This window comes from Streptomyces sp. 5-10 (genome assembly GCF_014712245.1).
Taxonomy (GTDB): Bacteria; Actinomycetota; Actinomycetes; order Streptomycetales; family Streptomycetaceae; genus Streptomyces; species Streptomyces violaceusniger.
The window spans coordinates 1-23,865 of the sequence record NZ_JACVYG010000059.1 but is presented as its reverse complement, the minus strand read 5'-3'; the positions used below and the strand labels follow the sequence as shown (position 1 = coordinate 23,865).

Sequence of the window (23,865 nt, the reverse complement as noted above, 5' to 3'; positions counted from 1 at the left end):
GTAACGGGCAGACGACGCCGGGCCCCGCCCCGCCCCGTCGGTCTCGGTGATGCGCTGCCACGCTCCCGGGACCGACGGGGCCAGTGGCTTTTCAGCGGTTCTCGCCCGGGACCCACAGCACGTCGCCGACCTCCTTGTTGGCCGAGCGGGCCAGGATGAACAGCAGGTCCGAGAGCCGGTTGAGATAGGTGGCGGTGAGCGCGTTCATCGAGTCCCCGTGCTCGGCGAGCGCCGCCCAGGTGGAACGCTCGGCGCGGCGCGCCACCGTGCACGCCTGGTGCAGCAGCGCCGCGCCCGGGGCGCCGCCCGGGAGGATGAAGCTGCGCAGCTTCTCCAGCCCCTCCAGGAAGCGGTCGCAGTCCGCCTCCAGCGTGTCGATGTAGCTCTGCTCCACGCGCAGCGGCGGATGGGCGGGGTTCTCCACCACCGGCGTGCACAGGTCCGCGCCCACGTCGAACAGGTCGTTCTGGACGCGGACCAGCACCTTGACGATCTCGGCGGGCAGTTGGCCCAGTGCGATGGCCACCCCGATCGCGGCGTTCGCCTCGTTGGCGTCGGCGTACGCGCCGATCCGCGAATCGGTCTTGGCGGTGCGGCTCATATCGCCGAGGGCGGTGGAGCCCGTGTCGCCGGTACGCGTATAGATGCGGGTGAGATTGACCATGGCTCCGAGCGTACGCGGCGGCCCAGAGGGCGCGCGGATAGGTGGGGTGGAGGAAGGAGCGGGGCGAGGGGCAAGCATGGCAAGGCGGAGGAGGGAGGCGACGCGGAGGGGGCACCTCCCAGCGGTAGCTGGGGGAGTCGTCGACCGACGACAACGCCGCCAGGCGCCGCCCATCGCCCCGCGACGCCGCCCCACCTATCCGCGCGCCCTCTTAAGCTCCGGCGCGCTGGAAGAGCCGTGCCCCGAGGGTGACGGCCACGGCCGCGAGCGCGGTGGCGACCAGCGCGGCCAGCGCGATCTTCCCGTCCCCGTACTCCCCGGCGAAGGCGGCCCGCACCCCGTCCACGAGATAGCGGAACGGCACGAAGTGCGAGGCGACGTCGAGCCAGCGCGGCCCGAGCGACATCGGCAGCAGGATCCCGGACAGCAGCATCGCGGGCATGGTGATGGAGTTGATGACGGGCGCGAACCCCTGCGGCGAGGACACCCGCATCGCCAGCGCGTAGGAGAGCGAGGCGAGCGAGATGGTCAGCACGCCGACGAAGACGAAGCCGATCGCCACGCCCAGCACCGGGGCGCGCAGCCCGAGCGCCACGGCGACGCACACCAGCGCCAGGGACTGCCACAGCAGCTGGACGACGTCCTTGAGCACCCGGCCCATGAGCAGCGCCAGCCGGCTGACCGGGGTCACCCGCATCCGCTCGATGACGCCCGTACGGCGCTCGAGGATCAGCCCGATCCCGGCGAACGAGGCGCTGAACAGGCCGAGTTGGACGAGGATGCCGGGGACGATGGTCTGCCAGGAACTGGCCCGGCCGCCGAGCGGCAGATCCGTGAGCAGCGGGCCGAAGAAGACGAGGAAGAGCAGCGGCTGGACCATCCCGAAGATCAGGGCGGGTTTGGAGCGCAGCGTCTGGCGGGCGTAGCGGCCGAATATCAGGGCCGTGTCGGAGACGAGATGAGGCATGGGGCCTTGGGTCCTCTGCTGGGGGAACTTCCGGGCTTGGGGGACTTCCGGTGCTTGGGGTGCTTCCGGGGCTTGGGGTAGGTGTCCTGGTCAGACGGCGAGCGGGGCGGGATTCCGCGGGGCGGTGCCGCGCCCGGTGACGGCGATGAAGGCGTCCTGGAGGGTGGCGTCCGGTGCGCCGCCGTGCTCGGCCTTGAGCCGCTTCGCCGTCCCCTCGGCGGCCACCAGCCCCTGGTCGACGATGACCAGCCGGTCGGACAGCGCCTCCGCCTCGTCCAGGTAGTGGGTGGTCAGGAAGACCGTCATGCCGTGCTCGGCGCGCAGCCGGCGGATCAACTGCCACAGATCGGCGCGGCTGCCGGGGTCGAGCCCGGTGGTCGGCTCGTCCAGGAAGAGGATCTCGGGCCGGTGGACCAGGCCGAGGGCGATGTCCAGCCGCCGCCGCTGGCCGCCGGAGAGCGCGGCGCAGGGGCGGTCCAGCAACTCGGCCAGGCCCAGCTCCCGGGCCAGCTCTCCGGCGCGGGCGGTCGCCTCGGCCTTGCCCATCCGGTAGAGCCGCCCCTGGGTGACCAGTTCCTCCCGTACGGAGACGGTGGGATCGACCCCGCCGGACTGGGCCACATAGCCGATCCGCCGGCGCACCCCGGCCGGATCGCGGGCGAGGTCGTGCCCGGCGACGGTGGCGCTGCCGCCGGTGGGCGGGAGCAGCGTGGTGAGCATGCGCAGCGTGGTGGTCTTGCCCGCTCCGTTGGGCCCGAGGAAGCCCAGGATCTCGCCGCGCTCGACGGTCAGGTCGATACCGCGCACGGCTGCCACGGGGCCGCGCTTGGTCCGGAAGGTGTGGGTGAGGCCGTTCGTCGTGATGACTGCCATGGGATCCAGAAAAACAGAGTGCCACCAATTTTGCAATCACCCCAAAAATCAAGGAGCACCAGCGAAGCTAGGATGAGGCCATGGCGGAAGGACTCAGGGAGCGGAAGAAGCGGCAGACCAGGCAGCACATCTCGGACGTCGCGACCGGGCTGTTCATGGCGCGCGGCTTCGAGGCGGTCACGATCGCGGAGATCGCCGAGGCGGCCGAGGTCTCCGTCAACACGGTCTACAACTACTTCCCGACCAAGGAGGACCTTTTCGTCGACCGCGAGGAGGAGGTCGTCGACCGCCCCTCCCGGCTCGTACGGGAGCGCGCGGCCGGGCAGTCGGCGGCGCGGGCGCTGATGGACCAGCTGCGCCAGGACATCCGCGAACGGCACGCCTATGTCGGGCTGAGCGAGGGCTACGACCGGTTCCGGCAGGTCATCGTGGAGTCCCCGACCCTGATGGCCAGGCTCTTCGCCATCCAGGGGAAGGCGGTCCACCAGCTCGGGATCACCCTGCGCGAGGAGGCCGCCGCCGACCCCGAGGACCCCAGACCCGACTTCATCGCCCACCAGCTCGTCGGGTTGCAGAACGCGGTGCTGCGCTCGATCATCCGCGGGCTCGCGGAGGGCGGCGGCGTGGACGCCGTCGCCGAGGACGCCCTCCGTAAGGTCGACGTCATGGAGTCGCTTCTGAGCGACACGGTCCTCAACTATGCGGTGAAGAACACACCGTGACGCGCGCTACGAGGGGCTGCCCGAAGGGGTGAACGGACGTTAAGGTCCACGCACACCGAATGTCGACGAAAGGGTGTGTGTCGTGGCCAAGAAGCTCGCGGTCATCGGAGCCGGACTCATGGGGTCCGGTATCGCGCAGGTCTCGGCCCAGGCCGGCTGGGACGTGGTGCTGCGCGATGTGACCGACGAGGCGCTGCGGCGCGGCACGGACACCATCCGGGCCTCGTACGACAAGTTCGTCTCCAAGGGCAAGCTGGAGGCGGCGGAGGCCGAGCGGGCGCTGGGCCGGATCACCACCACGACCGACCTCGACGCCGTCGCCGACGCGGATGTCGTGGTGGAGGCGGTCTTCGAGAAGATCGAGGTCAAGCGGGAGATCTTCCGTACCCTCGATGAACTGGTCAAGGACGACACGATCCTGGCCTCGAACACCTCGGCCATCCCGATCACCAAGATCGCGGCGGCCACCCGGCGCCCGGAGCGGGTCGTCGGCACCCACTTCTTCTCGCCGGTGCCGATGATGCGGCTGTGCGAGCTGGTGCGCGGTCACAAGACGAGCGATGAAACCCTGGCCGCGGCACGGGAGTTCGCGGAGGGCGTCGGCAAGACCTGTATCGTCGTCAACCGCGATGTCGCGGGCTTCGTCACCACCCGGCTGATCTCCGCCCTCGTCGTGGAGGCGGCGAAGCTGTACGAGTCGGGGGTCGCCACGGCCGAGGACATCGACACCGCCTGCAAGCTGGGCTTCGGCCATGCGATGGGACCCCTCGCGACGGCCGACCTGACCGGCGTGGACATCCTGCTGCACGCCACCGACAACATCTACGCCGAGTCGCAGGACGAGAAGTTCGCACCGCCGGAGATCATGCGCCGGATGGTCGATGCGGGGGACATCGGCCGGAAGAGCGGCGAGGGCTTCTACCGCTACTGAGGGCCTTGGTGCGGCGCCAGGCCCGGAACTCACCCGCTTGGGTGAATTCGGTATCGGTTCGCTTACAGACGGCAACTTCCTCGGGTGAGGGGCAGTCAGTTCTGTAGACAGAAATGGCGCATTGACGACACGACGCACCGTATTGGGGAGCGCATATGCACATCAAGGGCGACCACGCCGAGCTGGTCGTCGGGGGCCGACTGGACGTCCGGAGCGCGGCGGACGCCCGTACGGCCCTGCACACCGCCGTCGACGCGGGCGGCGGGGATCTCGTCCTCGACCTGACCGAACTGGACTCCTGGGACGCCACCGGGCTCGGGGTCATCATGGGCGCGCACCGCAGGGCGGGCCGGATGGGCAGACGGCTAGTGCTGCGCGGGGTGCCGCCCCAGATGCAGCGGCTGCTGGTGGCCACCCGGTTGCACCGCATCCTCGCGATCGAAGGCGGACTGGAGGCGGAGTCCCTGCCGCGCGTCTGAGCGGCGGGGACTCCGCCCGCCCGCGGGCGGTGGGTTACCCGGGGTGGCGTGGGCCCCCTCCGGCGCGGTGGATACTGTGAGCAGGTCCAGGCCGTCTGATACGGCCCGGGGTTCGGTGAGCGCCGGACACATTCCCTACGGCGGCACCGGACCAGAAGCGAAGGCAGGCCGGGGAGCCTTACAGCACGCCACGCATCTGGGGGGCAAGGACAGTGGACCCGAAGAACCGCGGATCGCAGGAGCACGGCCACGACGAGGCCGCGCCGGGTGCGGCTTCCGGTGCGTCGCGTGCGGCGGACGGCCCGGGCGACGGCTCGTCGCCGCGCCCGCCCTCCCCGCCGGGGCCGACGGGGATGACGGGGCCGACGGGGATGACGGGGCCGACGGGGATGACGGGGCCGACGGGGATGACGGGGCCGACGGGGGACGTGCCGACGCCCCCGCTGGGCGCCCCGGCGCCCGGCGCGTCCGCCTCCCCGCCCTCCTCCGCCTCGTCCGCTTCTTCTCCCTCCTCCGAGCCCGCTTCCGCCTCCCCGGCCCGCACCGCGCGCATCGTCGCCGGTGACCACCTGCTCACCGTCAACCCCGTCGACGGCAGCGAGATAGAACCCTGCCCGCCCGGTGAGCGCCCCGCCCGGCCCGAGCGCCACGGCCCCGACGAGCGGGCCGAGCTGCGCCGCGCCGCCGCCGCGCCCCGCCCGTCCGGCGCCGTTCTGCCCGAGCTGCCGATGCTGGAGCGCGAGGAGGAGCGGGAGCGACTGGCCCGGCTGCTCGCCCGCGGCCGCTCGGTGCGGGTCACCGGGCCCTCCGGCGCCGGGCGCAGCACCCTGCTGGAGGCCGTCGCCTCCGACTGCGAGCGGCTCGCGCCCGACGGCGTCGTACGCCTCTCCGGCTACCACCGCACCCCCACCGACCTCCTCCACGACCTCTACGCCGCCGTCTTCAGCGCCCCGCTGTACCGGCCGGACCGCGCGGAGCTGATGGAGGCGATACAGGAGATCGGCGCGGTCGTCGTCCTGGACGACATCGAGTTCGGCGGCGCCGCGCTGGATGAATTCCTCGACGCGACCCCCGAATGCGCGTTCCTGATCTCCGCCACCCCCGATGTCCCGGCGCCGTCCCCCGACTCCCACCTGGAGGAGGTCTTCCTCTCCGGGCTCAGCCGTACGGCCGGACTCGAGCTGCTGGAGCGGGCCGCACGACGGCCCCTGGACGAGGACGAGGCGAGCTGGGCGGCGGACCTGTGGTTCGAGTCCGAGGGGCTGCCACTGCGCTTCGTCCAGGCGGGCGCGCTGCTGCGGCAGCGGGACGCCCGGCGCGACGACGCCTCCGGACAGGGGGCCGAGGTCCCGCTGCCCTCGATCACCGAGGCGGCGTCCCCCGCCGCGCTGCTCGCCGCCCGGCTGGGCGAGCCGGCCCGCGACGCGCTGCGGTTCGCGGTCGCGCTCGGCGGCGAATGCCCGCACCAGGCCCATCTGCCCGCGCTGTCCGGGGACACCCACGCGGACACCACCCTCGGCGAGCTGCTCGGCTGCGGCCTCGTCACCCCGGCCGGATCGCACTACCGGCTGGCGGCGCGCGTCACCGCCCAGCTCGCGGAGGAGGGCTACGCCGACGAGGGCGCCGGGCGCGCGCACACCGTCGCCCAGCACTACACCTGGTGGGCCGGCCACCCCTCGGTGGCCCCCGAGCGCGTCGCCGCCGAGGCCGACGCGATCCTCGCGGCGATGACGGCGCTCATCGGCAGCCGCGAGGCGGGCCACGCCGACGCCGCCGTGCTCCTGGCCCGTGCCGCCGGGCCCGCCTTCGCCGCGGCGCTGCACTGGGGCGCCTGGGAGCGTGCGGTGCGGCACGGCCAGGAGGCCGCGCGGCTGGCGGGGCAGGTCGCGGACGAGGCGTACTTCCACCACGAGCTGGGCGTCCTCGCGCTGTGCACGGGCCATCTGGACCGGGCCCGCGCCGAGCTGGAGGCGTCCATCGGGCTGCGGGGCGTCCTCGCGGACAAGCGGGGCACGGTCGCGGGTCGGCGCGCGCTGGCGCTGGTCGCCGACCGCTCGCCCGGCTCGGCGATGGCCGGGGCGTTCGGGACGAGCGGTGGGAACCGTAAGGGCGACGCGGCGCCCCTGGCGGCGGACGCAGCGCCGGACGGAGCGCCGAACGACACCGAGACCACGATCGTCACTCCTAAGGTGGCGACCACGACGCCGATGGCCGCCATAGGCAGCACAGCGGCGACGGCGGCGACCACGGCAGTGACTGCCGTGGTCCCGTCCGCCTCCCGGACCTCTGTGGCCGCCCCCGCCACTCCCACGGCCGTTACCGCCGCCTCCGCCCCCGCCGGGCCCTCGGGCGGCAAGCCGAGCGGTCTGCGGCGGCTGGCGACGCACGGCACCCGGCGCAATGTGGTCGCGGCGGCCGCGGGAGTACTGCTGGTGGCCGTGCTCGGCACCGTGGTGACCCTGGGCCTAGGCGGCAGCTCGGGCGACGACTCCAACAACCCGGCCGACAAGGTCAAGCCGGACCGTTCGGCCAGTCAGCGGGACGACGACAAGGGCCTGACCGCCGACGAGCCCACGAGCGGCACCAGCCAGGCCCCCCAGCCGGGCCTCAGCGGGGTGCCGAAGGCGTCCACGTCCCCGGCCGCGCCCAGCGGCAGCGGCTCGCCCAGCGGCTCCACGGCGACCAGTGGCCCGTCGTCCACCGGCGGCTCGCCCTCGGACACCGAGCAGCCGCCCTCGCCGCCGTCCTCGCACCCCACGACCTCCGGCCCGCGGCCGACGACCAAGCCGCCGACGAGCAGGCCGACGACGCCGACCGGCGAGCCCACCAGGCCGACGCCCACGACGTCGTCCCCGACCACGACCCCCACGGGGGACACCTCCACCACCGCGAGCGCCCCCACGACTCACACGGCGTCGAGCACGGCCACCCCGTTCGCGTAGCAACCCGGGGAGGCGGTGCGGGGGCGCCGGATCGCGCCAGGGGGCGTTGGGCCTCCGTGGCGCGATGTGATCGGCTCAGGGGGCCGTCCGGCGGATCGTGACGCCTGCGGCGGGCTGTTCCCCACCCCGCCCCTTCCCGAAACTGGGGCTCCGCCCCAGACCCCGGGCAGGCGCTCGGCCCCAGGCCGGAGGGCTTGGCCGCAGGCCCCGGGCAGGGGCTCCGCCCCAGGGCCCCGGGCAGCGGCTCCGCCTCAGGCCGGAGGGCTCCGCCTCAGGCCTCGGGCAGGGGCTTGGTCTCAGGCCTCGGGCAGGGGCTTGGTCTCAGGCCTCGGGCAGGGGCTTGGTCTCAGGCCTCGGGCAGGGGTTTGGCCTCGCGCCGGAGGGCTTGGCCGCAGGCCCCGGGCAGGGGCTCCGCCCCAGGGCCCCGGGCAGCGGCTCCGCCGCAGGCCGGAGGGCGCCGCCTCAGGCCTCGGGCAGGGGTTTGGCCTCGCGCCGGAGGGCTTGGCCGCAGGCCCTGGGCAGGGGGTTCGGTCCCAGGCCGGAGGGGCTTGGCCGCAGGCCCCGGGCAGGGGCTCCGTCCTAGGCCCCGGGGCAGGGGCTCGGTCCCAGGCCGGAGGGCTTGGCCGCAGGCCCCGGGCAGGGGCTCCGTCCTAGGCCCCGGGGCAGGGGTTCGGCCCCGGGCCGGAGGGCTTGGCCGCAGGCCCCGGGCAGGGGCTCGCCCCAGGCCCCGGGCAGGGGTTCGGCCCCAGGCCCTGGGCAGGGGTTCGGCCCCGGGCCGGAGGGCTTGGCCGCAGGCCCCAGGCAGGGGCTCGCCCCAGGCAGGGGCTCGCCCCAGGCCCTGGGCAGGGGTTCGGCCCCAGGCCCTGGGCAGGGGCTCCGCCCCAGGCCGGAGGGGCTTGGCCTCGGGCCCTGGGCAGGGGCTCCGCCCCAGGCCCCGGGGAGGGGCTTCGCCCCTTCCGTGGCATCGGTATGCGGCTCCGCCGTGTGGTGGGGCTCCGCTTCAGACGCCGGGGTCCAGGGGCGGAGCCCCTGGTAGCGGGAAGGGGCGGGGAGGGGAAAGCAACGCCATACGGCCCGCCGCGTGGTCCGCCGAGCACCCCGTAGGGGCCCGGCTCCGGGGGCGGGCGCGAGCCCGTACGACGACGGAGGGAGGCCGGGGCCGCCGGGCCCCGGCCTCCCTCCGCCGGAGCGGGTCCCGCGTCAGAAGAGCCGGAGCTTGTCGTCCTCGATGCCCCGGAGCCCGTCGTAGTCCAGCACCACGCAGCCGATGCCCCGGTCCGTGGCGAGGACGCGCGCCTGGGGCTTGATCTCCTGGGCGGCGAAGACGCCCTTCACCGGGGCGAGGTGCGGGTCCCGGTTGAGGAGTTCGAGATAGCGGGTGAGCTGCTCGACACCGTCGATCTCACCACGGCGTTTGATCTCCACGGCGACCGTCGCCCCGTCCGCGTCACGGCAGAGAATGTCCACCGGGCCGATGGCGGTGGGGTATTCACGCCGAATAAGCGTCCAGCCATCGCCAAGTGTCTCGATACGATCGGCGAGCAGCTCCTGCAGATGGGCCTCGACACCGTCCTTGATCAGCCCGGGGTCGACGCCGAGTTCGTGCGAGGAGTCATGGAGGACCTCCTCCATGGTGATGATGAGCTTCTCGCCCGCCTTGTTCACCACCGTCCACACATCGTCGTCGCCTTCCTTCAGCGTGCACGGCGGAGACATCCAGTTGAGGGGTTTGTAGGCCCTGTCGTCCGCGTGGATGGACACACTGCCGTCGGCCTTGACCAGGATCAGACGGGGTGCCGAGGGGAGGTGGGCGGTGAGGCGGCCGGCGTAGTCCACCGAGCACCGGGCGATGACGAGACGCATGGTCGGCAACGCTACTCGACCACCACCGCCGTACGCGATTCGTCCGCCGATGGACCCCTTCGGCGATGGCTGGTTGTGTGCCCATTCTCCTGGTGCGGGCGCAGTGGCCGAATTACCGTTGAAGCGGGCGGTCGTCGGACGGGTACGCTGCGTCGCCGTCTGCCCTTCCCATCCCTGAGACCCCGCTCGCGGGGTCGCGAGAGGAGAACCCATGTCGCTCGACGTCTCACCGGCCCTGCTCGAACAGGCCGAGCGAGGCGAGGTCGACGAAGCGGCCTTCGTCGACTGCGTCCGGAACTCCCTACCGTACGCATGGGAGATGATCAGCTCGCTGGTGGCCCAGCTGAGGGTGGACGGCGGGGAGTTCGCCGACAACCAGACGCCGCCGCCCGATGAGCAGGCACGCGGTCAACTGCTCCGCGCACTCGCCAGTGACGCGATACGCGGCGCGCTGCAGCGCCACTTCGGGGTGCGGCTGGCCTTCCAGAACTGTCACCGGGTGGCGGTCTTCCCGATGGACGCTTCGGCCGACGAGCGCCTCGCCCGCTTCACCTCGGTCCGGGGGCAGCTCCTCAACCAGTCACCCGAACTCCGCGACTGCTGAGGGGACGTACGCTGCCGCTCCCCCAGGGGGAGGTGTATCAGCGCAGGAGCGGCAGCACCTCACCACCGAGCCGTCGTACATTCTCCTCCGTGGCCGCCAGATCGCCCGACCCCTCGACCAGGAGCGCGAACCGGTGGATGCCGGTGCGCTCCGCGGTCGCCGCCAGCCGGTCGGCGCACAGCCGCGGCGAGCCCACCGGATGCAGCTCGCACAGCAGCTCCGCATAGGCCACCGGATCGCGCATCCGGCGCTCCCGGCCGTCGACCGTCACATGCGCCTCGAGACCCTGCCGCAGCCAGCCGGGCATCGCCTTGGTCAGGACCTCGGCCGCCGCGGGACGGGTGTCCGCGATCTGCACCACCCCGGCCGAGACATGCCGCGCCGCCACCGCCTCGACGTGCTCCGGTGAACGGCCCGCCGCCAGCGCGGACTTCCGCCACAGGCCGACCAACTCGGCCTTCTCCTCGTCCCCGCAGTGCATGCCGAGCAGCATGGGCAGCCCGCGCTCGGCGGCCAGCCGCACACTGGTGGGCGAGGTGCAGGCGACGACCACCGGCGGGGCGCCCGCCACCGGCCCGGCGAGGGCGTCGTCGCAGCGCGGCACCACCGCGACCTCGCGGAAGGCGAACCGCTCGCCGTCCGCCCCCACCCGGGGCTCGCGCAGCCAGCGCAGCAGCAGATCGAGCGATTCGGGGAAGCCCTGCTCGTACGCGCGCAGACCCGTGCCGAAGACCTCGAGGTCCACCCAGGGACCGCCGCGGCCGACACCCAGCGTGAACCGGCCACCGGAGAGGATATGGAGCAGTGCCGCCTGCTCACCCAGCGCGACGGGATGCGCGGTCGGCAGTACGCTCACCGCCGTACCGACGCCGATCCGGCGGGTACGTCCCAGCAGCAGGGCGGCGAGGGTGACCGCGGACGGGCAGACGCCGTACGGAACGAAGTGGTGCTCGGCGACCCAGACCGCGTCCAGCCCGGTCTCCTCGGAGAGCTGGGCCGACCGCACCGCCCGGTGCAGCGCCTCCTCCTGTCCCTGGCCCGGGAATTGAGCGGCCAGGATGAAAGCCCCCACATCCATCGTGAACCTGCCTCCTTGTCGCGGCTGATGTGCCGGCGCGGGCATCCCCCCTTGTAGGCATTAACGCCTGACACGTGCCAAGGGCACGGCCAAGCATGAAGTTTTCATGATGATCAGAGGGTGGGTGTGGACGACGGCTTTCCCGGAGGGTGACCGTAGCGCGTACGCTGGTCACAGCCCGTTAGCTCCAGCTCTGTCGAGGTGCCCCGTGTCTCCACGCCGAAACCGCCCGCGAGGCGGCGACAAGCCTGTCGGCCACGAGAGCACGGGCCGTTATGGCCTCGACCGCATGGAGACCTGGCAGGGCGAGGAGTGGGTGGTCCGGCAGATCGGCGGCGGGGCGGCCACCAAGCACTACCGCTGCCCGGGCTGCGACCAGGAGATTCCGCCGGGGGTGGCGCATGTGGTCGCCTGGCAGCAGCACATGGGCGTGGACGACCGGCGCCACTGGCACAAGGCGTGCTGGAACGCGCGGGACCGCCGGAGCGCGAAGCTCCAGCGGTCCCGTAACGCGCCGCGATATTGACTCAGGCCACTGCGGACCCCGTAAGCCCTCCGGGCTCTATACGTCGCGCTTCTCCAGCAGCACATAGGCGGCGATCATCGCCCCCGCCGTGATCCCGGCCAGCGCCCCCAGCTGGGGCCAGCCGCTGTTCAGGCTCTCGTCGATCCGGAAGAGGGAGGCCAGCGCCTGGGGCGAGGAGTACTCCTGCATCTTCACTCCCAGATCGCGGAGGCTGTCCGACATCATCAGGAACGCGGGGAGGATGGACGGCAGCAGCACCACACCGAGCATCGTGGTGATCGCGCCCGCGGAGTGCCGCAGCATGCTGCCGACGGCCAGCGAGAGCAGCCCCAGCAACGACACATACAGCCCCGCGCCCACCGTCGCGCCCAGGAGCTGGTCGCTCGACGGCTCCTGGACGCCCGGCCCGCTGTGCATCTCGGTGCTGGCGAAGGCGACCAGCGCGAGCGCCAGGGTCGTGGTGGTGAACGAGAGGGTGAAGAACACCAGCGCCTTGGCGGTGAGCACCCGGGAGCGCTGCGGGGAGGCGGTGAGGGTGGTCCGGATCATCCCGGTGCCGTACTCGGAGGTGATCACGAGCACCCCGAGGGTGACGATGCACAGCTGACCGAGCAGGGTGCCGAAGAATCCGGGGAGGGTGGTGGGGACGGTCCGGTAGTCGTTGTCGCTGGTGCTCGCCGCCACCAGGAGGCCGATTCCGGCCACCAGCGCGACCATCACGCTCAGCGTCCAGATCGTGGAGCGCACCGACTTGATCTTGGTCCACTCGGAGGCGAGGGCGTTGCCGAGGTGGGTCTGGCGGACCGGGATCGGCGAGGTGTACGGGCCGACACCGGCGTACGGCTGCGACGGAGGCCCGGAGGGCACCGGCTGGTGCGGGGCCGCCTGCGGCGGCATGTGCGGGGGACCCTGCGGAGGACCCTGCGGGGGGACGGGCGCCTGGTACTGCTGCTGGTGCGGGGTCGTCATCGGGCGTCCTCGGTGTCGCTCTTGGGCAGATCGGCGGGGGCGGACGGCGCCGCGGGCGGCTGAGCCGGGGGAGCCGCGGGGGCCGCGGGGGCCGCGGGACTGGCCGGGGGAGCGGTGGGCGGCATCGCGGGGGCGGCGGACGGTGCCGCCGGTGCGGCGGGCATCGGGGCGCCCGGGGTGTGCGGGGCGCCCGGGGCGTGCTGCTGCGGCGGGGCCGGGGGTTCGGCATACCCCGGGAGTACGGTCCCCGGCGGGAAGCCCACCTGCTGTCCCGGAGCGCCCGGCGCGTAGCCGTACGGCCCGCCCTGCGGCACCGCGCCCGGCATCTGCTGCTGCAGGGCGGCGCGCTCGTCGATGGTCGAGCGGTAGTCCACCGCGCCCTGCGTCATCCGCATGTACGCCTCTTCCAGCGACGCCTGGTGCGGGGAGAGCTCCCACAGCCGTACGTCCGCCTGGTGCGCCAGATCGCTGATGCGCGGCAGCGGCAGCCCGGTCACCCGCAGCGCGCCGTCCTGCTCCGGCAGCACCTGGCCACCCGCCTCGCTCAGCGCGGCGGTCAGCTTCTCGCGCTGCCCCGGGTCGCCCTCGGGGGTGCGGACGCGCGCGAAGTCCGCGGAGTTGTAGGAGATGAAGTCCTTGACGCTCATATCGGCGAGCAGCTGCCCGCGCCCGATCACGATCAGATGGTCGGCGGTGAGCGCCATCTCGCTCATCAGATGGCTGGAGACGAAGACGGTGCGGCCCTCGGAGGCCAGCTGCTTCATGAAGTTGCGGACCCAGAGGATGCCCTCGGGGTCCAGGCCGTTGACCGGCTCGTCGAAGAGCAGCACCTGCGGGTCGCCGAGGAGGGCGGCCGCGATGCCCAGGCGCTGGCCCATGCCGAGAGAGAAGCCCTTGGAGCGCTTGCGCGCCACGTTCTGGAGCCCCACCACGCCCAGCACCTCGTCCACCCGGCGGGCCGGGATGCCGGACAGCTGGGCCAGGCAGAGCAGGTGCTGGCGGGCGCTGCGGCCGCCGTGCACCGCCTTGGCGTCGAGCAGCGCGCCCACCTGGCGGGGGGCGTTGGGCAGCTTGCGGAACGGGTAGCCGCCGACCGTGACATGGCCGGCGGTGGGCTCGTCGAGGCCCAGGATCATCCGCATGGTGGTGGACTTACCCGACCCGTTGGGTCCGAGAAAGCCGGTGACGGCGCCGGGCCTCACCTGGAAGGACAGGTTGTACACGGCCGTCTTGGCGCCGTAGCGCTTCGTGAGGCCGACTGCCTCGATCATTCTCCGCCCCTCATGAGCATGGGTCGGGCGTGCTCGCCCCCGATGAGGGTTAGGAGGATAACGGCGTGTTGACGGTTCCCGTTACTCGGGAGATGAGAGCGCATCGTAACTCTTGGGGCCGCCGGGCCCGCCAGGTCCGCCAGGCCCGCCAGGTCCGCCGTGCTGCCCGTCCTCCGGGCAGCGGAGGAGGTCGGGCTGCGGCAGCGCCCAGCCCTCCTCCTGGAAGATCCGGGTGCCGGTCGTGCGTACGGCGGGGTCGGCGCCCGCGCGGGTGACCCAGGCGCGGGGGTCCGGGCCGAGGAGTGCGCGCAGCCGTGGCGAGCCGGCGAGCAGGCGGGTGAGCAGGGCGCTCTGGTCGCCGCCGCCGGGGAGGGGGCGCTCGGTGCCGTCCGGGGACATCAGTACTCCGCGCTCGCCGACGTAGAGGTACGCGCCGCCGAGCCGTTCGCCGGACGGCATGACCATCGGGTACTGGCTGCCGGGCAGCAGGACGCGGCGGTAGTTGGGGTACTCGGTGGCGTCGACGGCCGCGAGCTGGTCGGCGTCCAGCCAGCTGATGACGAGCGGGGTGCGGGCGCCGGGCGCCGTGTACGGGGCGGAGGCCACGTAGCCGTACCGGCCGATGTGGGCCGAGCAGCCGACCGCGATGCCGTGCACGTCGACCGGGACCATGGGGACGGTGGCCGGGTGGCCGGGGCGGGACAGCTTGTGGTGGAGCTGGGCGGGGGAGGCGTTGGAGCCGACGGCGATGACGGGGTGGCGGTGGGGGGTTGGGGGGTGGCCGAGGCGGGTGAGGACGGCGTCCAGCGGCTCTTGGGGCGCTTTGTTGCTGCCGGGGCGTGGGTTGACCGTGACCGTCCAGGTGCCCAGGCGGTCTGGGGTGGGGGTGAGGTCCCAGAGCTCGCCGGTGGTGAGGAGGGTGGGGTGGGTGATGGGGCGGCCGGGGTAGGTGAGGGGTTGTTGGGCGGGGACGTCGGCGAAGCCGAGGGTTTTGAGGGTGCGGTCGGTCACGGGGGGTTGCTTGCCCCACCCCGCCCCTCCCCAAAACCGGGCCCCGCCCGGCCCCGCCGAGGGCTCCGCCCCCGGACCCCCGCTCCTCAATCGCCGGAGGGGCTGGTTTTGCCGGTGCCCCGCCCGGGCCCGTCCGGGGGCTCCGCCCCCGGGTCCCCGCTCCTCAATCGCCGGAGGGGCTGGGTTTGCCATCGCCGGAGGGGCTGGGTTTGCCGGTGCCCCGTCCGGGGCTGTGCGGGGGCTCTGCCCTCGGGCCCCTGCTCCTCAATCGCCGGAGCGGCTGGGTTATATGCGCGTGCCCCGCGCCGCTTGGGCGGCGCGGGGCATCGGGCGCTTCGGGGTGACCCAGGGTCACCGGGACTGCTGGGCCGGGACGCCGCGGTTGACCGCCTCGTCCTCGCCCGGGGCACCGGCCGCGGCCACCGCCGCGCCGGTCAGCGTGGCCAGCATCTCGCGGACGTTGGTCAGCTGGGCGTTGATGCTGTCGCGGCGGTTGGTGAGGGCCGCGAGCTCGCGCTCGGATTCGCTGCGGATGCGGTCCGCCTTGGCGTTGGCGTCGGCCACGATGTCCTCGGCCTGGCGCTGGGCGGTCTCCACCGTCTGGCGGGCGCGGCGCTCGGCGTCGGTGCGCAGCTTCTCGGCCTCCAGGCGCAGCTGCTCGGCGCGGTGCTCGATCTCCGCGAGCCGCTTCTCGGCCTTGGCCTGACGCGAGGCCAGGTCGCGCTCGGACTGCTCGCGGCGCTTGGCGAGGTTGGTCTCGAAGTCGGCGGCGGCCTGCGCGGCCTTGGCGCGGGTCTCCTCGAAGAGGGAGTCCGCCTCCTCGCGCTTGGACTGGGCGTCCTTCTGCGCCTCCTGGCGCAGCGTGGCCGCCTCGCCCTTCGCCTTCTCGACGATCCGCGCGCCCTCGTCCTCGGCCTTGGCCTTGCGCTCGGCGGCGAACGACTCGGCGTCGTTGCGGACCTGCTGGGCCGCCGACTCGGCCAGCTCACGGTGCTGTTCGGCGGCGCGGCGAGCCTCCTCGCGCAGATCCTTCGCCTCTTCCTCGGCGAGACGGAGGATCTTCTCGACCCGGGCGCCGAGCCCCGCGTAGGACGGCTCCGAATCGTTGATCTGGGCCTGAGCGTTCTGCGTCTCGAGGTGCAGCTCCTCGATGCGCTTTTCCAGAGAGGTGATACGGGCCAGTGCACTGTCACGATCGGCGACGAGCTTGGAAATGCGGTCGTCCACCTGACCGCGGTCGTACCCACGCCGCACGAGCTCGAAGCCGAAGGGGGAGGAAGTGTCGCTCATGGGGTTCCTGTCGAAAGAGACCGGTGAGGTGATAGAGGGAATCCTAGGGGGCCGAACGGCGTGTCATCGAGTCAACGTCTGTTTGATCTGCAGAATGTCCAGCCTTTTGAGTGGCAGTAAGACGGAGACCTCGTCACTCGTCGGGATGATACGGACATGCCGTGATGGACGCAGCCTGACGCGAGACTTACGCGAAACCGACGCGAGACTTAAGCGCAACCTCGATAGGCACAGCTGAGACTCGTCCCCCCGGATACGGTTACCCCTCCGACCGCTTTCCACTCCTCGTCGCACCCGCACCCGCCGCTGTCTTGACTTGGCCGTTCTCCTTGCCGCCCGCGCCACCCGACGCGGGGGTCTCGAAGGATTCCAACGCCTCGAGGACGTCCTGGACACGGGAGATCTCCGCGTTGATGTCCTCGCGGCGGCGCTTGAGCAACTCCAGCTCGCGCTTGCCCTCGTCCACGATCTGCTGTGCCTCGTCCGTGGCCTGGGTCCGGAGCCGGTCCGCCTCCCGCTCGGCCTCGGTCTTCTTCTGCTCGGCCTCCTTCAGCAGGCCTTCGGCCTTCTTCACCGCCGCGATCCGCACCCGGCTCGCTTCGCTCTCCGCCTCCGCGACCAGCGACTTGGCCTTCTCCTCGGCCTTCATCAGCTGCGCGGTGGCCGCCGCGACCAGCTTGTCGACCCGCTCGCCGGTGGCCTTCATCTGCTCCGCGGACTCCCGGCGGGCCCGCTGGTGCAACTCCTCGACCTCGGCCTCGGTACGGGCGCGCAGCTCCTCGGCGCGCTCCCGGATGGCCGTGGCGTCGCCCCGGGCCTCGCTCAGCATGGTGTCGGAGTCCGTGCGGGCCTTCTCCACCATGGCGTTGGACTCGGCCGTGGCCTCGGAGACCAGCCGGTCCGCCTCCCGGCGGGCCACGCCCACCATGGTGTCCGCCTGCTCCTCGGCCGCGGTCGCCGTGCGCAGCGCGGCCTCCTGCGCCTCGGAGGTGAGCCGCTCGGCCTCCGCCGAGGACTCGCTGATCAGCCGGTCGGCCTGCTCGGCGGCGTCCGAACGCCGCTTGTTGGCGTCCTCGCGCGCCCGGTCGATCAGCCGGTCCGCCTCGGCCTGCGCCTCGTTGCGGATCCGCTCCGCCTCGGCCGCCGCCGCGGTCTCGACCCGCTCGGCCTCGGCGCGGATGCGCGCCGCGTGCTGCTGTGCCGAACCGACGGTCTCCGCGGCCTCGCCGCGCAGCCGCTCCGCCTCGCTGCTCGCCTCCGCGCGCAGCCGGTCGGCCTCGTTCCGGGCCTCGGTGACCAGGCGGTCCGCCTGCTCGGCCGCCTCCGAGCGGATGTTGTTGGCGTCGCCGCGGGCCTGGGCCCGGGTGCGGGCCGCGTCCTGCTCCGCGGTCGCCCGCGCGTCGGACGCCTCCGTACGCAGCGCCTGCGCCCGTGTGGTGGCCTCCGAGACCAGCCGCTGGGCCTCCTCGGTGGCGCCGCTGATGAGCGTATCGGCCTGCTCGGCGGCCTCGGCACGGGTCTTGTTGGCCGAGCGCCGCGCCTCGTCGAGCGTCTCGTTGGCCTCGGCGCGCAGCCGCTCGGCCTCGTGGGTGGCCTCGCTGACCAGGCGGTCCGCCTGCTCGGCGGCGTCGGCGCGGCGCCTGGCCGCCTCCTCGCGGGCCTGCTCGGTCAGCCGCTCCGACTCGGCGATCGCCTCCGCGACCGTGCGCTCCGCGAGCGACTTGGCGGCCTCGGACTCCTCCGTGGCCTCCCGCCGCACCCGGGTGGCGTCCTGCGAGGCGCGCTCCCGCTCCGCGTAGGCGTCCGCGCGCACCCGGTCGGCCTCGGCCTGCGCCTCGTCGCGCACCCGCTGGGCGGCGTGCTCGGCGGCGCCGCGCAGCGCGGTGATCTCCTGCTCGGCCTGCTCGTGCAGCCCGGCGACCGAGTCCCGCACCTGCTGGGCGGTCTGCTCGGCGGCGGCCACCAGGTCGGCCGAGCGCCGCTCGGCCTCCTCGACCAGCCGCTGCGCCTCGGCCTGCGCCTCGGAGACCCGGTTCCGGGCGGCGGCCAGCAGCTCCTCGCTCTGCTCCCGCGCCGCCGTACGCTCCGCCTGTGCCTCCTCACGGGCGTCGGCGAGCAGCTCCTCGGCCTCGCGGCGACGGCGGGCCGCCTCCTCCTGGGCGGCGGCCAGGGCCTCCGCGGCCTCGGTGCCGATCCGCTCGGCGGCGCTCGCCGCCTCCGCGCGCACCCGGTCGGCCGTCTCCTGGGCCTCCGAGCGCAGCCGCTCGGCCTCCGCGGCGGCCTCGCCGCGCAGCCGTACGGCCACCGCCTCGCCCTCGGCGCGCGCGTTCGACGCGTCCGCCGCGGCCTCGTCGCGCAGCCGGGCGGCCTCGTCCTCGGCCTGCTGACGCAAGCCGTTCAGCCGCTCGGCGGACTCGGTGCGCTGCCGCTCGATCTCCTCGGCGGTCTCCCTGCGCAGCCGCTCGGCCTCTTCGCGGGCGTCCCGCAGCGCCTGGTCGGCGGAGGAGAGCCGCTGCTCGGCCTCCTGGTGCAGCCGGTTCAGCTCGCTCTCGGCCTCGGCGCGGCGGTCCTCGGCGGCCCGCTCGGCCTCCTCGCGCAGCTCCTCGGCCGCGGTGGCCGCCTCCGACTTGACCCGCTCGGCCTGCTCCTCGGCCGAGTTCACCAGCTCCTCGGCCTCGCCGCGGGCCCGCTTCAGCAGCTCATCGGCCTGTCGGCGCAGCGCGTTGGCCCGCTCGATGGCCTCGGTGCGCACCCGCTCGCTCTCGGCGGTGGCACCGGAGCGGGTCTCCTCGGCGTCGGCCTTCGCCTTGGTCAGCAGGTCCTCGGCGGTGCTGGCCGCCTCCTCGATCTGCTGGACCGCCTCACGGCGCGCCTCGGCGCGGACCCGTTCGCCCTCGGCGGCCGCCTCCGACTTCAGCTGCTCGGCCTCGCCGCGCAGCCGGCGGGCCTCCTCCTGCAGCTCGACGGTCTTGGCGCGGTACTCCTTGGTGTCGTCCTTCGCCGAGCCCTTGAGCTGCTCGGCGGTTTCATGGGCCTCGGCCCGCAGCCGGTCGGCCTCTTCCTCGGCCTCGCGCCGGATCCGCTCCGCCTCGTCGGTGGCCGCCTTGGTGGTGGCCTGTGCCTTCTCCGAGGCGCGGGTCAGCACCTCCTCGGCGCTCCGGGCCGCCTTGGCCAGCTGGGCCGCGGAGTCCTCGGCGGCCCTGGCCCGGGCGTCGTCGCTCGCCTCGGCGATCATCCGCTCGGCCTCGGCGCGGGCGTCGTCCCGCAGCTGCTCGGCCTCGGCCCGCAGCCGCTCGGCCTCCTTGGTGGCCTCGCCGACCAGCCGGGCGACCTCCGCCTTGGCGGTACGGGTGCGCTGCTCGTTGTCCGACTCGGCGGCCGAGAGCCGCTTGGCCGCGGCGTCCCTGGCCTCGTTGACCACCTTCTCGGCCTCGCTGCGCGCCTCGCGCAGCGCCTGCTCGGCCTCCTGCATCCGCTGCTCGGCGGCGCGGGTCTGCTCGGCCGCGGCACGGCGGGCCTGGTCCGCCTCGCTGGCGGTGGAGGTGCGCAGCTGCTCGGCGTGGTCGGCGGCCTCCTGGGCCTGGGCGCCCGCGTTGGCCAGCAGCCGCTCGGCGTCGGCGCGGGCCCGGCGCAGGATCGCCTCGGCCTCGGCGCGCGCGGCCTCCGCCTCCGACCCCAGCCGCTGGCGCGCCTGTTCGGTCATCCGCTGGGCCTCGGCGCGGGCCTCGGCCAGGGCCTGCTCGGCCTCCGCCCGGGACTCGTCCATCAGCCGGCGGGCCTGCGCCTCGGTACGGGCCCGCAGCTGCTCGGCCCAGGCCACGTTCTCGTTGACGTGCGACTCGACGGTGGCGCGGCGCTCGGCCAGCTCCTGGTCCAGCCGCTGGCGCCGGGCCACGGCCTCGGCGTGCAGCTCGGCCTCGAGCCGGGACTGCCGCTCGGCCTGCTCCTGGAGCAGCCGCTGGGTCTGGGCCCGGGCCTCGCGCAGCTCCCGCTCGGCGTTGGCGCGCAGCTGGTCCGCCTGGAGCTGCGCGTCCCGCAGCAACTGCTCAGCCTGGTAGCCGATGTTGGCGCTGTCGTAGGCGGGGCGGGCCGCCAGATTACGGCGCGCCTCATGCAGCTTGGCGCGCAGCACCTCGACTTGGTAGCCGAGGTCGTCGGCGTGCTGGACGGCCTTCTCCCGCTCGGTCTTCAGCCGCTCCATCTCGGCCTCGAACTTCGAGAGCTGATCGTCAGGCTCGTAGCGGTCGTAGCCCCGCACTGCGCGGTCCCATCCGTCCCCTGGTCGCATTGGCGGCCGGCTCCGTAACCCTCCAGGCTCCCGTGGTCCCTTGCGGTGCCCCGGGGGCCCTCGACGGTTTCCCTTGCGGTACCGACCAGGCGAGGTGCGTGCCGGGTCGGACCGGAGCTGGCCCTTCCGAAGAAATGGTGTCAGATCATCGGCGAAGCCCGGGCCGGACCCCGAACCCTCTCCGTTTCCGTACCCCGGCCGATGCAGCACTCTACCGGCCGGGGAAGGGGTAGGTCAGTGGTCCGCTTCAGTGATCCTCTTCGGTCTGGTGCGCGGCCTGGTGCGCGGCGGGGTTCGCGGCGGTGACGAGCTCGGTCAGCACACCGTGACAGTCCTTGGGGTGGAGGAAGGTGATCCGGGAGTCCATCGAGCCGCGGCGGGGCTGCTCGTAGAGGACCCGGACGCCCTTGTCGCGGATGGCCTCGGAGTCGGTGTCGACGTCGGCGGTGCCGAAGGCGATGTGGTGGACGCCCTCACCGTTCTTGGCCATCCACTTGCCGACCGCGGAGTCCTCCCGGATCGGCTCCAGAAGCTGCAGGTAGGAGGCCCCGCCGTCGGAGGTCTCATTGATCTTGAGCATGGCCTCGCGGACGCCCTGCTCCTCGTTGATCTCGGAGTGGAACACCTCGAAGCCGTACGTGGCACGGTAGAACTCGACGGTCTTGTCGAGGTCGAAACAGGCGATCCCGATGTGGTCGATTCTCGTCAGCATGGGAACAGTGCACCGCCGTACGGTCGGTTACGCAACGTGCGCGCGATCACACCGATGGGCCGGTGACCGCGCGGGTACTCGTCAGTACATTGACGATAACCCTCGTTAACTTCCTTCTCCTCGTGAAGGGACGCACCAATGACTCGTACGACCTCTGTGATGGTGGCGGGCGCGCGCACGCCCATGGGGCGACTGCTCGGCAGTCTGCGCTCGTTCTCCGGTGCCGACCTGGGCGGGATCGCGATCAAGGCCGCGCTGGAGCGGGCCGGGGTCGGTGCCGAGCAGGTGCAGTACGTGATCATGGGACAGGTGCTCCAGGCGGGCGCCGGGCAGATCCCCGCCCGTCAGGCGGCGGTCAAGGCCGGTATCCCGATGAGCGTGCCCGCCCTCACGATCAACAAGGTCTGCCTCTCCGGTCTTGACGCGATCGCCCTGGCCGACCAGCTGATCCGCGCCGGTGAGTTCGACATCGTGGTCGCGGGCGGCCAGGAGTCCATGACCAACGCCCCCCATCTGTTGCCCAAGTCCCGTGAGGGGTACAAGTACGGCGCGGTCGAGATGCTCGACGCGATGGCGTACGACGGGCTGACGGACGCCTTCGAGCACATCGCCATGGGCGAGTCCACCGAGAGGCACAACACCCGGCTGGGCATCCAGCGCCCCGAGCAGGACGCGTTCGCGGCCCAGTCCCACCAGCGGGCCGCCGCCGCGCAGAAGAACGGCCTCTTCGACGCCGAGATCACCCCCGTGGAGATCCCGCAGCGCAAGGGCGAGCCGGTGGTCTTCGACAAGGACGAGGGCATCCGCGGCGAGACCACCGCGGAGCTGCTGGCCCGGCTGAAGCCCGCGTTCACCAAGGACGGGACGATCACCGCGGGCACGTCGTCGCAGATCTCGGACGGTGCCGCCGCGGTCGTCGTGATGAGCAAGGCCAAGGCCGAGGAGCTCGGGCTGGAGTGGATCGCCGAGATCGGCGCCCACGGAAATGTGGCGGGACCCGACAACTCCCTCCAGTCGCAGCCGTCCAATGCGATCGCGCACGCCCTGGGCAAGGACGGGCTGACGGTGGACGACCTCGATCTCATCGAGATCAACGAGGCGTTCGCCGCGGTCGCCGTGCAGTCAATGAAGGACCTGGGCGTCTCCCCCGAAAAGGTGAACGTGAACGGGGGCGCGATCGCCCTCGGCCACCCCATCGGGATGTCCGGCGCGCGCATCGCGCTGCATCTGGCGCTGGAGCTGCGGCGGCGTGGCGGCGGCACCGGGGCGGCGGCGCTGTGCGGTGGGGGCGGGCAGGGGGATGCGCTGATCCTGCGGGTGCCGGCGGGGGAGTAGGCGGTCCCCGTGTCCGGGTCTCCGCGTCCCCGCGCGGGACGTTCGGTTTCCGTTGTGATCAAGCGATTGCGCTCGAGCGATAGCGATCTCGAGCGATAGCGATAAGGACGATAAGGAGTACGGCACCCATGGCTGATGTGCCCACGCTGGTGGAGCAGGCGCGGCAGGGGCGGCCGCGTGCGGTCGCCCGGCTGATCTCGCTGGTCGAGGGCGCCTCGCCGCAGCTGCGCGAGGTGATGGCCGCGCTCGCTCCGCTGGCCGGGGGCGCGTATGTGGTCGGGGTGACCGGCTCGCCGGGGGTCGGCAAGTCCACGTCGACCTCCGCGCTCGTCTCCGCCTACCGGCGCGCGGGCAAGCGGGTGGGGGTGCTCGCCGTGGACCCCTCCTCGCCGTTCTCCGGCGGGGCGCTCCTCGGCGACCGGGTACGGATGTCGGAGCACGCCTCCGACCCCGGCGTCTACATCCGCTCCATGGCCACCCGCGGCCACCTCGGCGGGCTCGCCTGGGCCGCCCCGCAGGCCATCCGGGTGCTGGACGCGGCCGGTTGCGAGGTGATCCTGGTGGAGACAGTGGGCGTCGGCCAGTCCGAGGTCGAGATCGCCGCCCAGGCCGACACCAGCGTGCTGCTGCTCGCGCCGGGGATGGGCGACGGGATCCAGGCGGCCAAGGCCGGGATCCTGGAGATCGGCGATGTGTACGTGGTCAACAAGGCCGACCGGGAGGGCGCCGATGCCACGGCCCGCGAGCTCAACCACATGCTGGGCCTGGGCGAGGCCCGGTCGCCCGGTGACTGGCGGCCGCCGATCGTGAAGACGGTGGCGGCGCGCGGGGAGGGGATCGAGGAGGTCGTCGAGGCGCTGGAGAAGCACCGTGCGTGGATGGAGGAGCACGGGGTGCTGGCGGAGCGCCGGATGCGGCGGGCGGCGGGCGAGGTCGAGACGATCGCGGTGACGGCGCTGCGGGAGCGGATCGGCGATCTGCACGGGGACCGGCGGTTGGGGGCGCTCGCGGAGCGGGTCGTCGCGGGCGAGCTGGATCCGTACGCGGCGGCGGATGAGCTGGTGGCGGGGGTGACGGAGCAAAGCTAGCGCATGCGTTCGGGTGCGCCGAGGGTGCGTTTCGGGTGCGGGGCCGGGGCCTCCGGGGCGAGGCCCTGGACCGTATATTTACGGCGACGACGGCCGTAGAGCGTTGGGTTGACCGGTGATTGGCGCCACAAATACGCCCCTGGCCTTCGGCATGGGGAACCCCGAGCGTCCAGGACCCCGCCCCTCCGACCCCGTCCCCTCCCGCCTCGTCGGCGGCTCTCCCTAGTGCTCTGACCGGGAAGGTTCATCGGG

At 73.1% G+C, this 23,865-nt stretch carries 19 protein-coding genes; 8 read left to right on the top strand and 11 right to left on the bottom strand.

The annotated features are described in order from the left end of the window. Positions 1 to 91 precede the first annotated feature (91 nt). The 3 genes from IEJ02_RS40225 to IEJ02_RS40215 all read right to left on the bottom strand — a co-directional run bounded on the left by IEJ02_RS40225 (position 92) and on the right by IEJ02_RS40215 (position 2,504). Positions 92 to 664, bottom strand: a complete 573-nt coding sequence (locus IEJ02_RS40225; RefSeq protein WP_191069314.1) for a cob(I)yrinic acid a,c-diamide adenosyltransferase — start codon at positions 662 to 664, stop codon at positions 92 to 94. Positions 665 to 875: 211 nt separating this feature from the next. Next, the gene (locus IEJ02_RS40220; protein WP_137979591.1) at positions 876 to 1,631 is read right to left on the bottom strand and encodes an ABC transporter permease; all 756 of its coding nucleotides are present in this window, start codon (positions 1,629 to 1,631) and stop codon (positions 876 to 878) included. Between the two features lie 90 nt (positions 1,632 to 1,721). Further along, positions 1,722 to 2,504, bottom strand: a complete 783-nt coding sequence (locus IEJ02_RS40215) for an ABC transporter ATP-binding protein (RefSeq protein WP_137979592.1) — start codon at positions 2,502 to 2,504, stop codon at positions 1,722 to 1,724. Positions 2,505 to 2,584: 80 nt separating this feature from the next. Between IEJ02_RS40215 and IEJ02_RS40210 the strand changes: the two genes are divergently transcribed. From IEJ02_RS40210 to IEJ02_RS40195, 4 genes are all read left to right on the top strand, one after another. Then, positions 2,585 to 3,226 carry a TetR/AcrR family transcriptional regulator gene (locus IEJ02_RS40210; RefSeq protein ID WP_137979593.1) on the top strand — a complete coding sequence of 214 codons (642 nt, stop codon included), beginning with the start codon at positions 2,585 to 2,587 and terminating at the stop codon, positions 3,224 to 3,226. Positions 3,227 to 3,308: 82 nt separating this feature from the next. Beyond that, positions 3,309 to 4,157, top strand: a complete 849-nt coding sequence (locus IEJ02_RS40205) for a 3-hydroxyacyl-CoA dehydrogenase family protein (RefSeq protein WP_191069313.1) — start codon at positions 3,309 to 3,311, stop codon at positions 4,155 to 4,157. 155 nt (positions 4,158 to 4,312) lie between these two features. Further along, the gene (locus IEJ02_RS40200) at positions 4,313 to 4,636 is read left to right on the top strand and encodes an STAS domain-containing protein (RefSeq protein ID WP_191069312.1); all 324 of its coding nucleotides are present in this window, start codon (positions 4,313 to 4,315) and stop codon (positions 4,634 to 4,636) included. 407 nt (positions 4,637 to 5,043) lie between these two features. Further along, positions 5,044 to 7,578 (top strand): ATP-binding protein, encoded by a 2,535-nt coding sequence (locus IEJ02_RS40195; protein ID WP_223865244.1) that lies wholly within the window; start codon positions 5,044 to 5,046, stop codon positions 7,576 to 7,578. Positions 7,579 to 8,778: 1,200 nt separating this feature from the next. Here IEJ02_RS40195 and nucS read toward each other — a convergent pair. Next, positions 8,779 to 9,441, bottom strand: a complete 663-nt coding sequence (nucS, locus tag IEJ02_RS40190; protein WP_174890204.1) for an endonuclease NucS — start codon at positions 9,439 to 9,441, stop codon at positions 8,779 to 8,781. 211 nt (positions 9,442 to 9,652) lie between these two features. On the opposite strand from nucS, the gene IEJ02_RS40185 reads away from it, so the two are divergent. Beyond that, positions 9,653 to 10,045: an SCO5389 family protein gene (locus IEJ02_RS40185; protein WP_191069310.1), complete on the top strand. Its 393-nt coding sequence runs from the start codon at positions 9,653 to 9,655 to the stop codon at positions 10,043 to 10,045. A gap of 37 nt (positions 10,046 to 10,082) precedes the next feature. Here the strand turns inward: IEJ02_RS40185 and IEJ02_RS40180 are convergent, their stop codons facing one another. After that, complete coding sequence (locus tag IEJ02_RS40180; RefSeq protein WP_137979597.1) at positions 10,083 to 11,123, bottom strand: LLM class flavin-dependent oxidoreductase; 1,041 nt, start codon at positions 11,121 to 11,123, stop codon at positions 10,083 to 10,085. 208 nt (positions 11,124 to 11,331) lie between these two features. On the opposite strand from IEJ02_RS40180, the gene IEJ02_RS40175 reads away from it, so the two are divergent. Then, positions 11,332 to 11,649, top strand: coding sequence for an Rv1322 family protein (locus tag IEJ02_RS40175; protein WP_191069309.1), 318 nt, complete (start codon positions 11,332 to 11,334; stop codon positions 11,647 to 11,649). A 36-nt stretch (positions 11,650 to 11,685) separates the two neighbouring features. Here IEJ02_RS40175 and IEJ02_RS40170 read toward each other — a convergent pair whose 3' ends face one another. The 6 genes from IEJ02_RS40170 to mce form a co-directional block, all read right to left on the bottom strand. Further along, complete coding sequence (locus tag IEJ02_RS40170; protein ID WP_191069308.1) at positions 11,686 to 12,618, bottom strand: ABC transporter permease; 933 nt, start codon at positions 12,616 to 12,618, stop codon at positions 11,686 to 11,688. After that, complete coding sequence (locus IEJ02_RS40165; protein WP_191069307.1) at positions 12,615 to 13,889, bottom strand: ABC transporter ATP-binding protein; 1,275 nt, start codon at positions 13,887 to 13,889, stop codon at positions 12,615 to 12,617. The genes IEJ02_RS40170 and IEJ02_RS40165 overlap by 4 nt, the downstream gene beginning before the upstream one ends. Before the next feature lie 81 nt (positions 13,890 to 13,970). Beyond that, positions 13,971 to 14,900, bottom strand: coding sequence for a hypothetical protein (locus IEJ02_RS40160; protein WP_191069306.1), 930 nt, complete (start codon positions 14,898 to 14,900; stop codon positions 13,971 to 13,973). Positions 14,901 to 15,251: 351 nt separating this feature from the next. Next, positions 15,252 to 16,190, bottom strand: coding sequence for a coiled-coil domain-containing protein (locus IEJ02_RS40155; RefSeq protein WP_191069305.1), 939 nt, complete (start codon positions 16,188 to 16,190; stop codon positions 15,252 to 15,254). Positions 16,191 to 16,449: 259 nt separating this feature from the next. Further along, positions 16,450 to 20,478, bottom strand: coding sequence for a polarized growth protein Scy (gene scy / locus IEJ02_RS40150; protein WP_317986043.1), 4,029 nt, complete (start codon positions 20,476 to 20,478; stop codon positions 16,450 to 16,452). Positions 20,479 to 20,725: 247 nt separating this feature from the next. Continuing rightward, on the bottom strand, positions 20,726 to 21,190 hold the full coding sequence (gene mce / locus IEJ02_RS40145) for a methylmalonyl-CoA epimerase (RefSeq protein WP_191069304.1): 465 nt from the start codon (positions 21,188 to 21,190) through the stop codon (positions 20,726 to 20,728). A 156-nt stretch (positions 21,191 to 21,346) separates the two neighbouring features. Here mce and IEJ02_RS40140 point away from each other — a divergent pair, with 156 nt between their 5' ends. Further along, a complete protein-coding gene (locus IEJ02_RS40140; protein ID WP_191069338.1) occupies positions 21,347 to 22,525 on the top strand; it encodes an acetyl-CoA C-acetyltransferase in 1,179 nt (392 codons plus the stop codon). Positions 22,526 to 22,653: 128 nt separating this feature from the next. Beyond that, on the top strand, positions 22,654 to 23,613 hold the full coding sequence (meaB, locus tag IEJ02_RS40135) for a methylmalonyl Co-A mutase-associated GTPase MeaB (RefSeq protein ID WP_191069303.1): 960 nt from the start codon (positions 22,654 to 22,656) through the stop codon (positions 23,611 to 23,613). Positions 23,614 to 23,865: the final 252 nt, after the last annotated feature.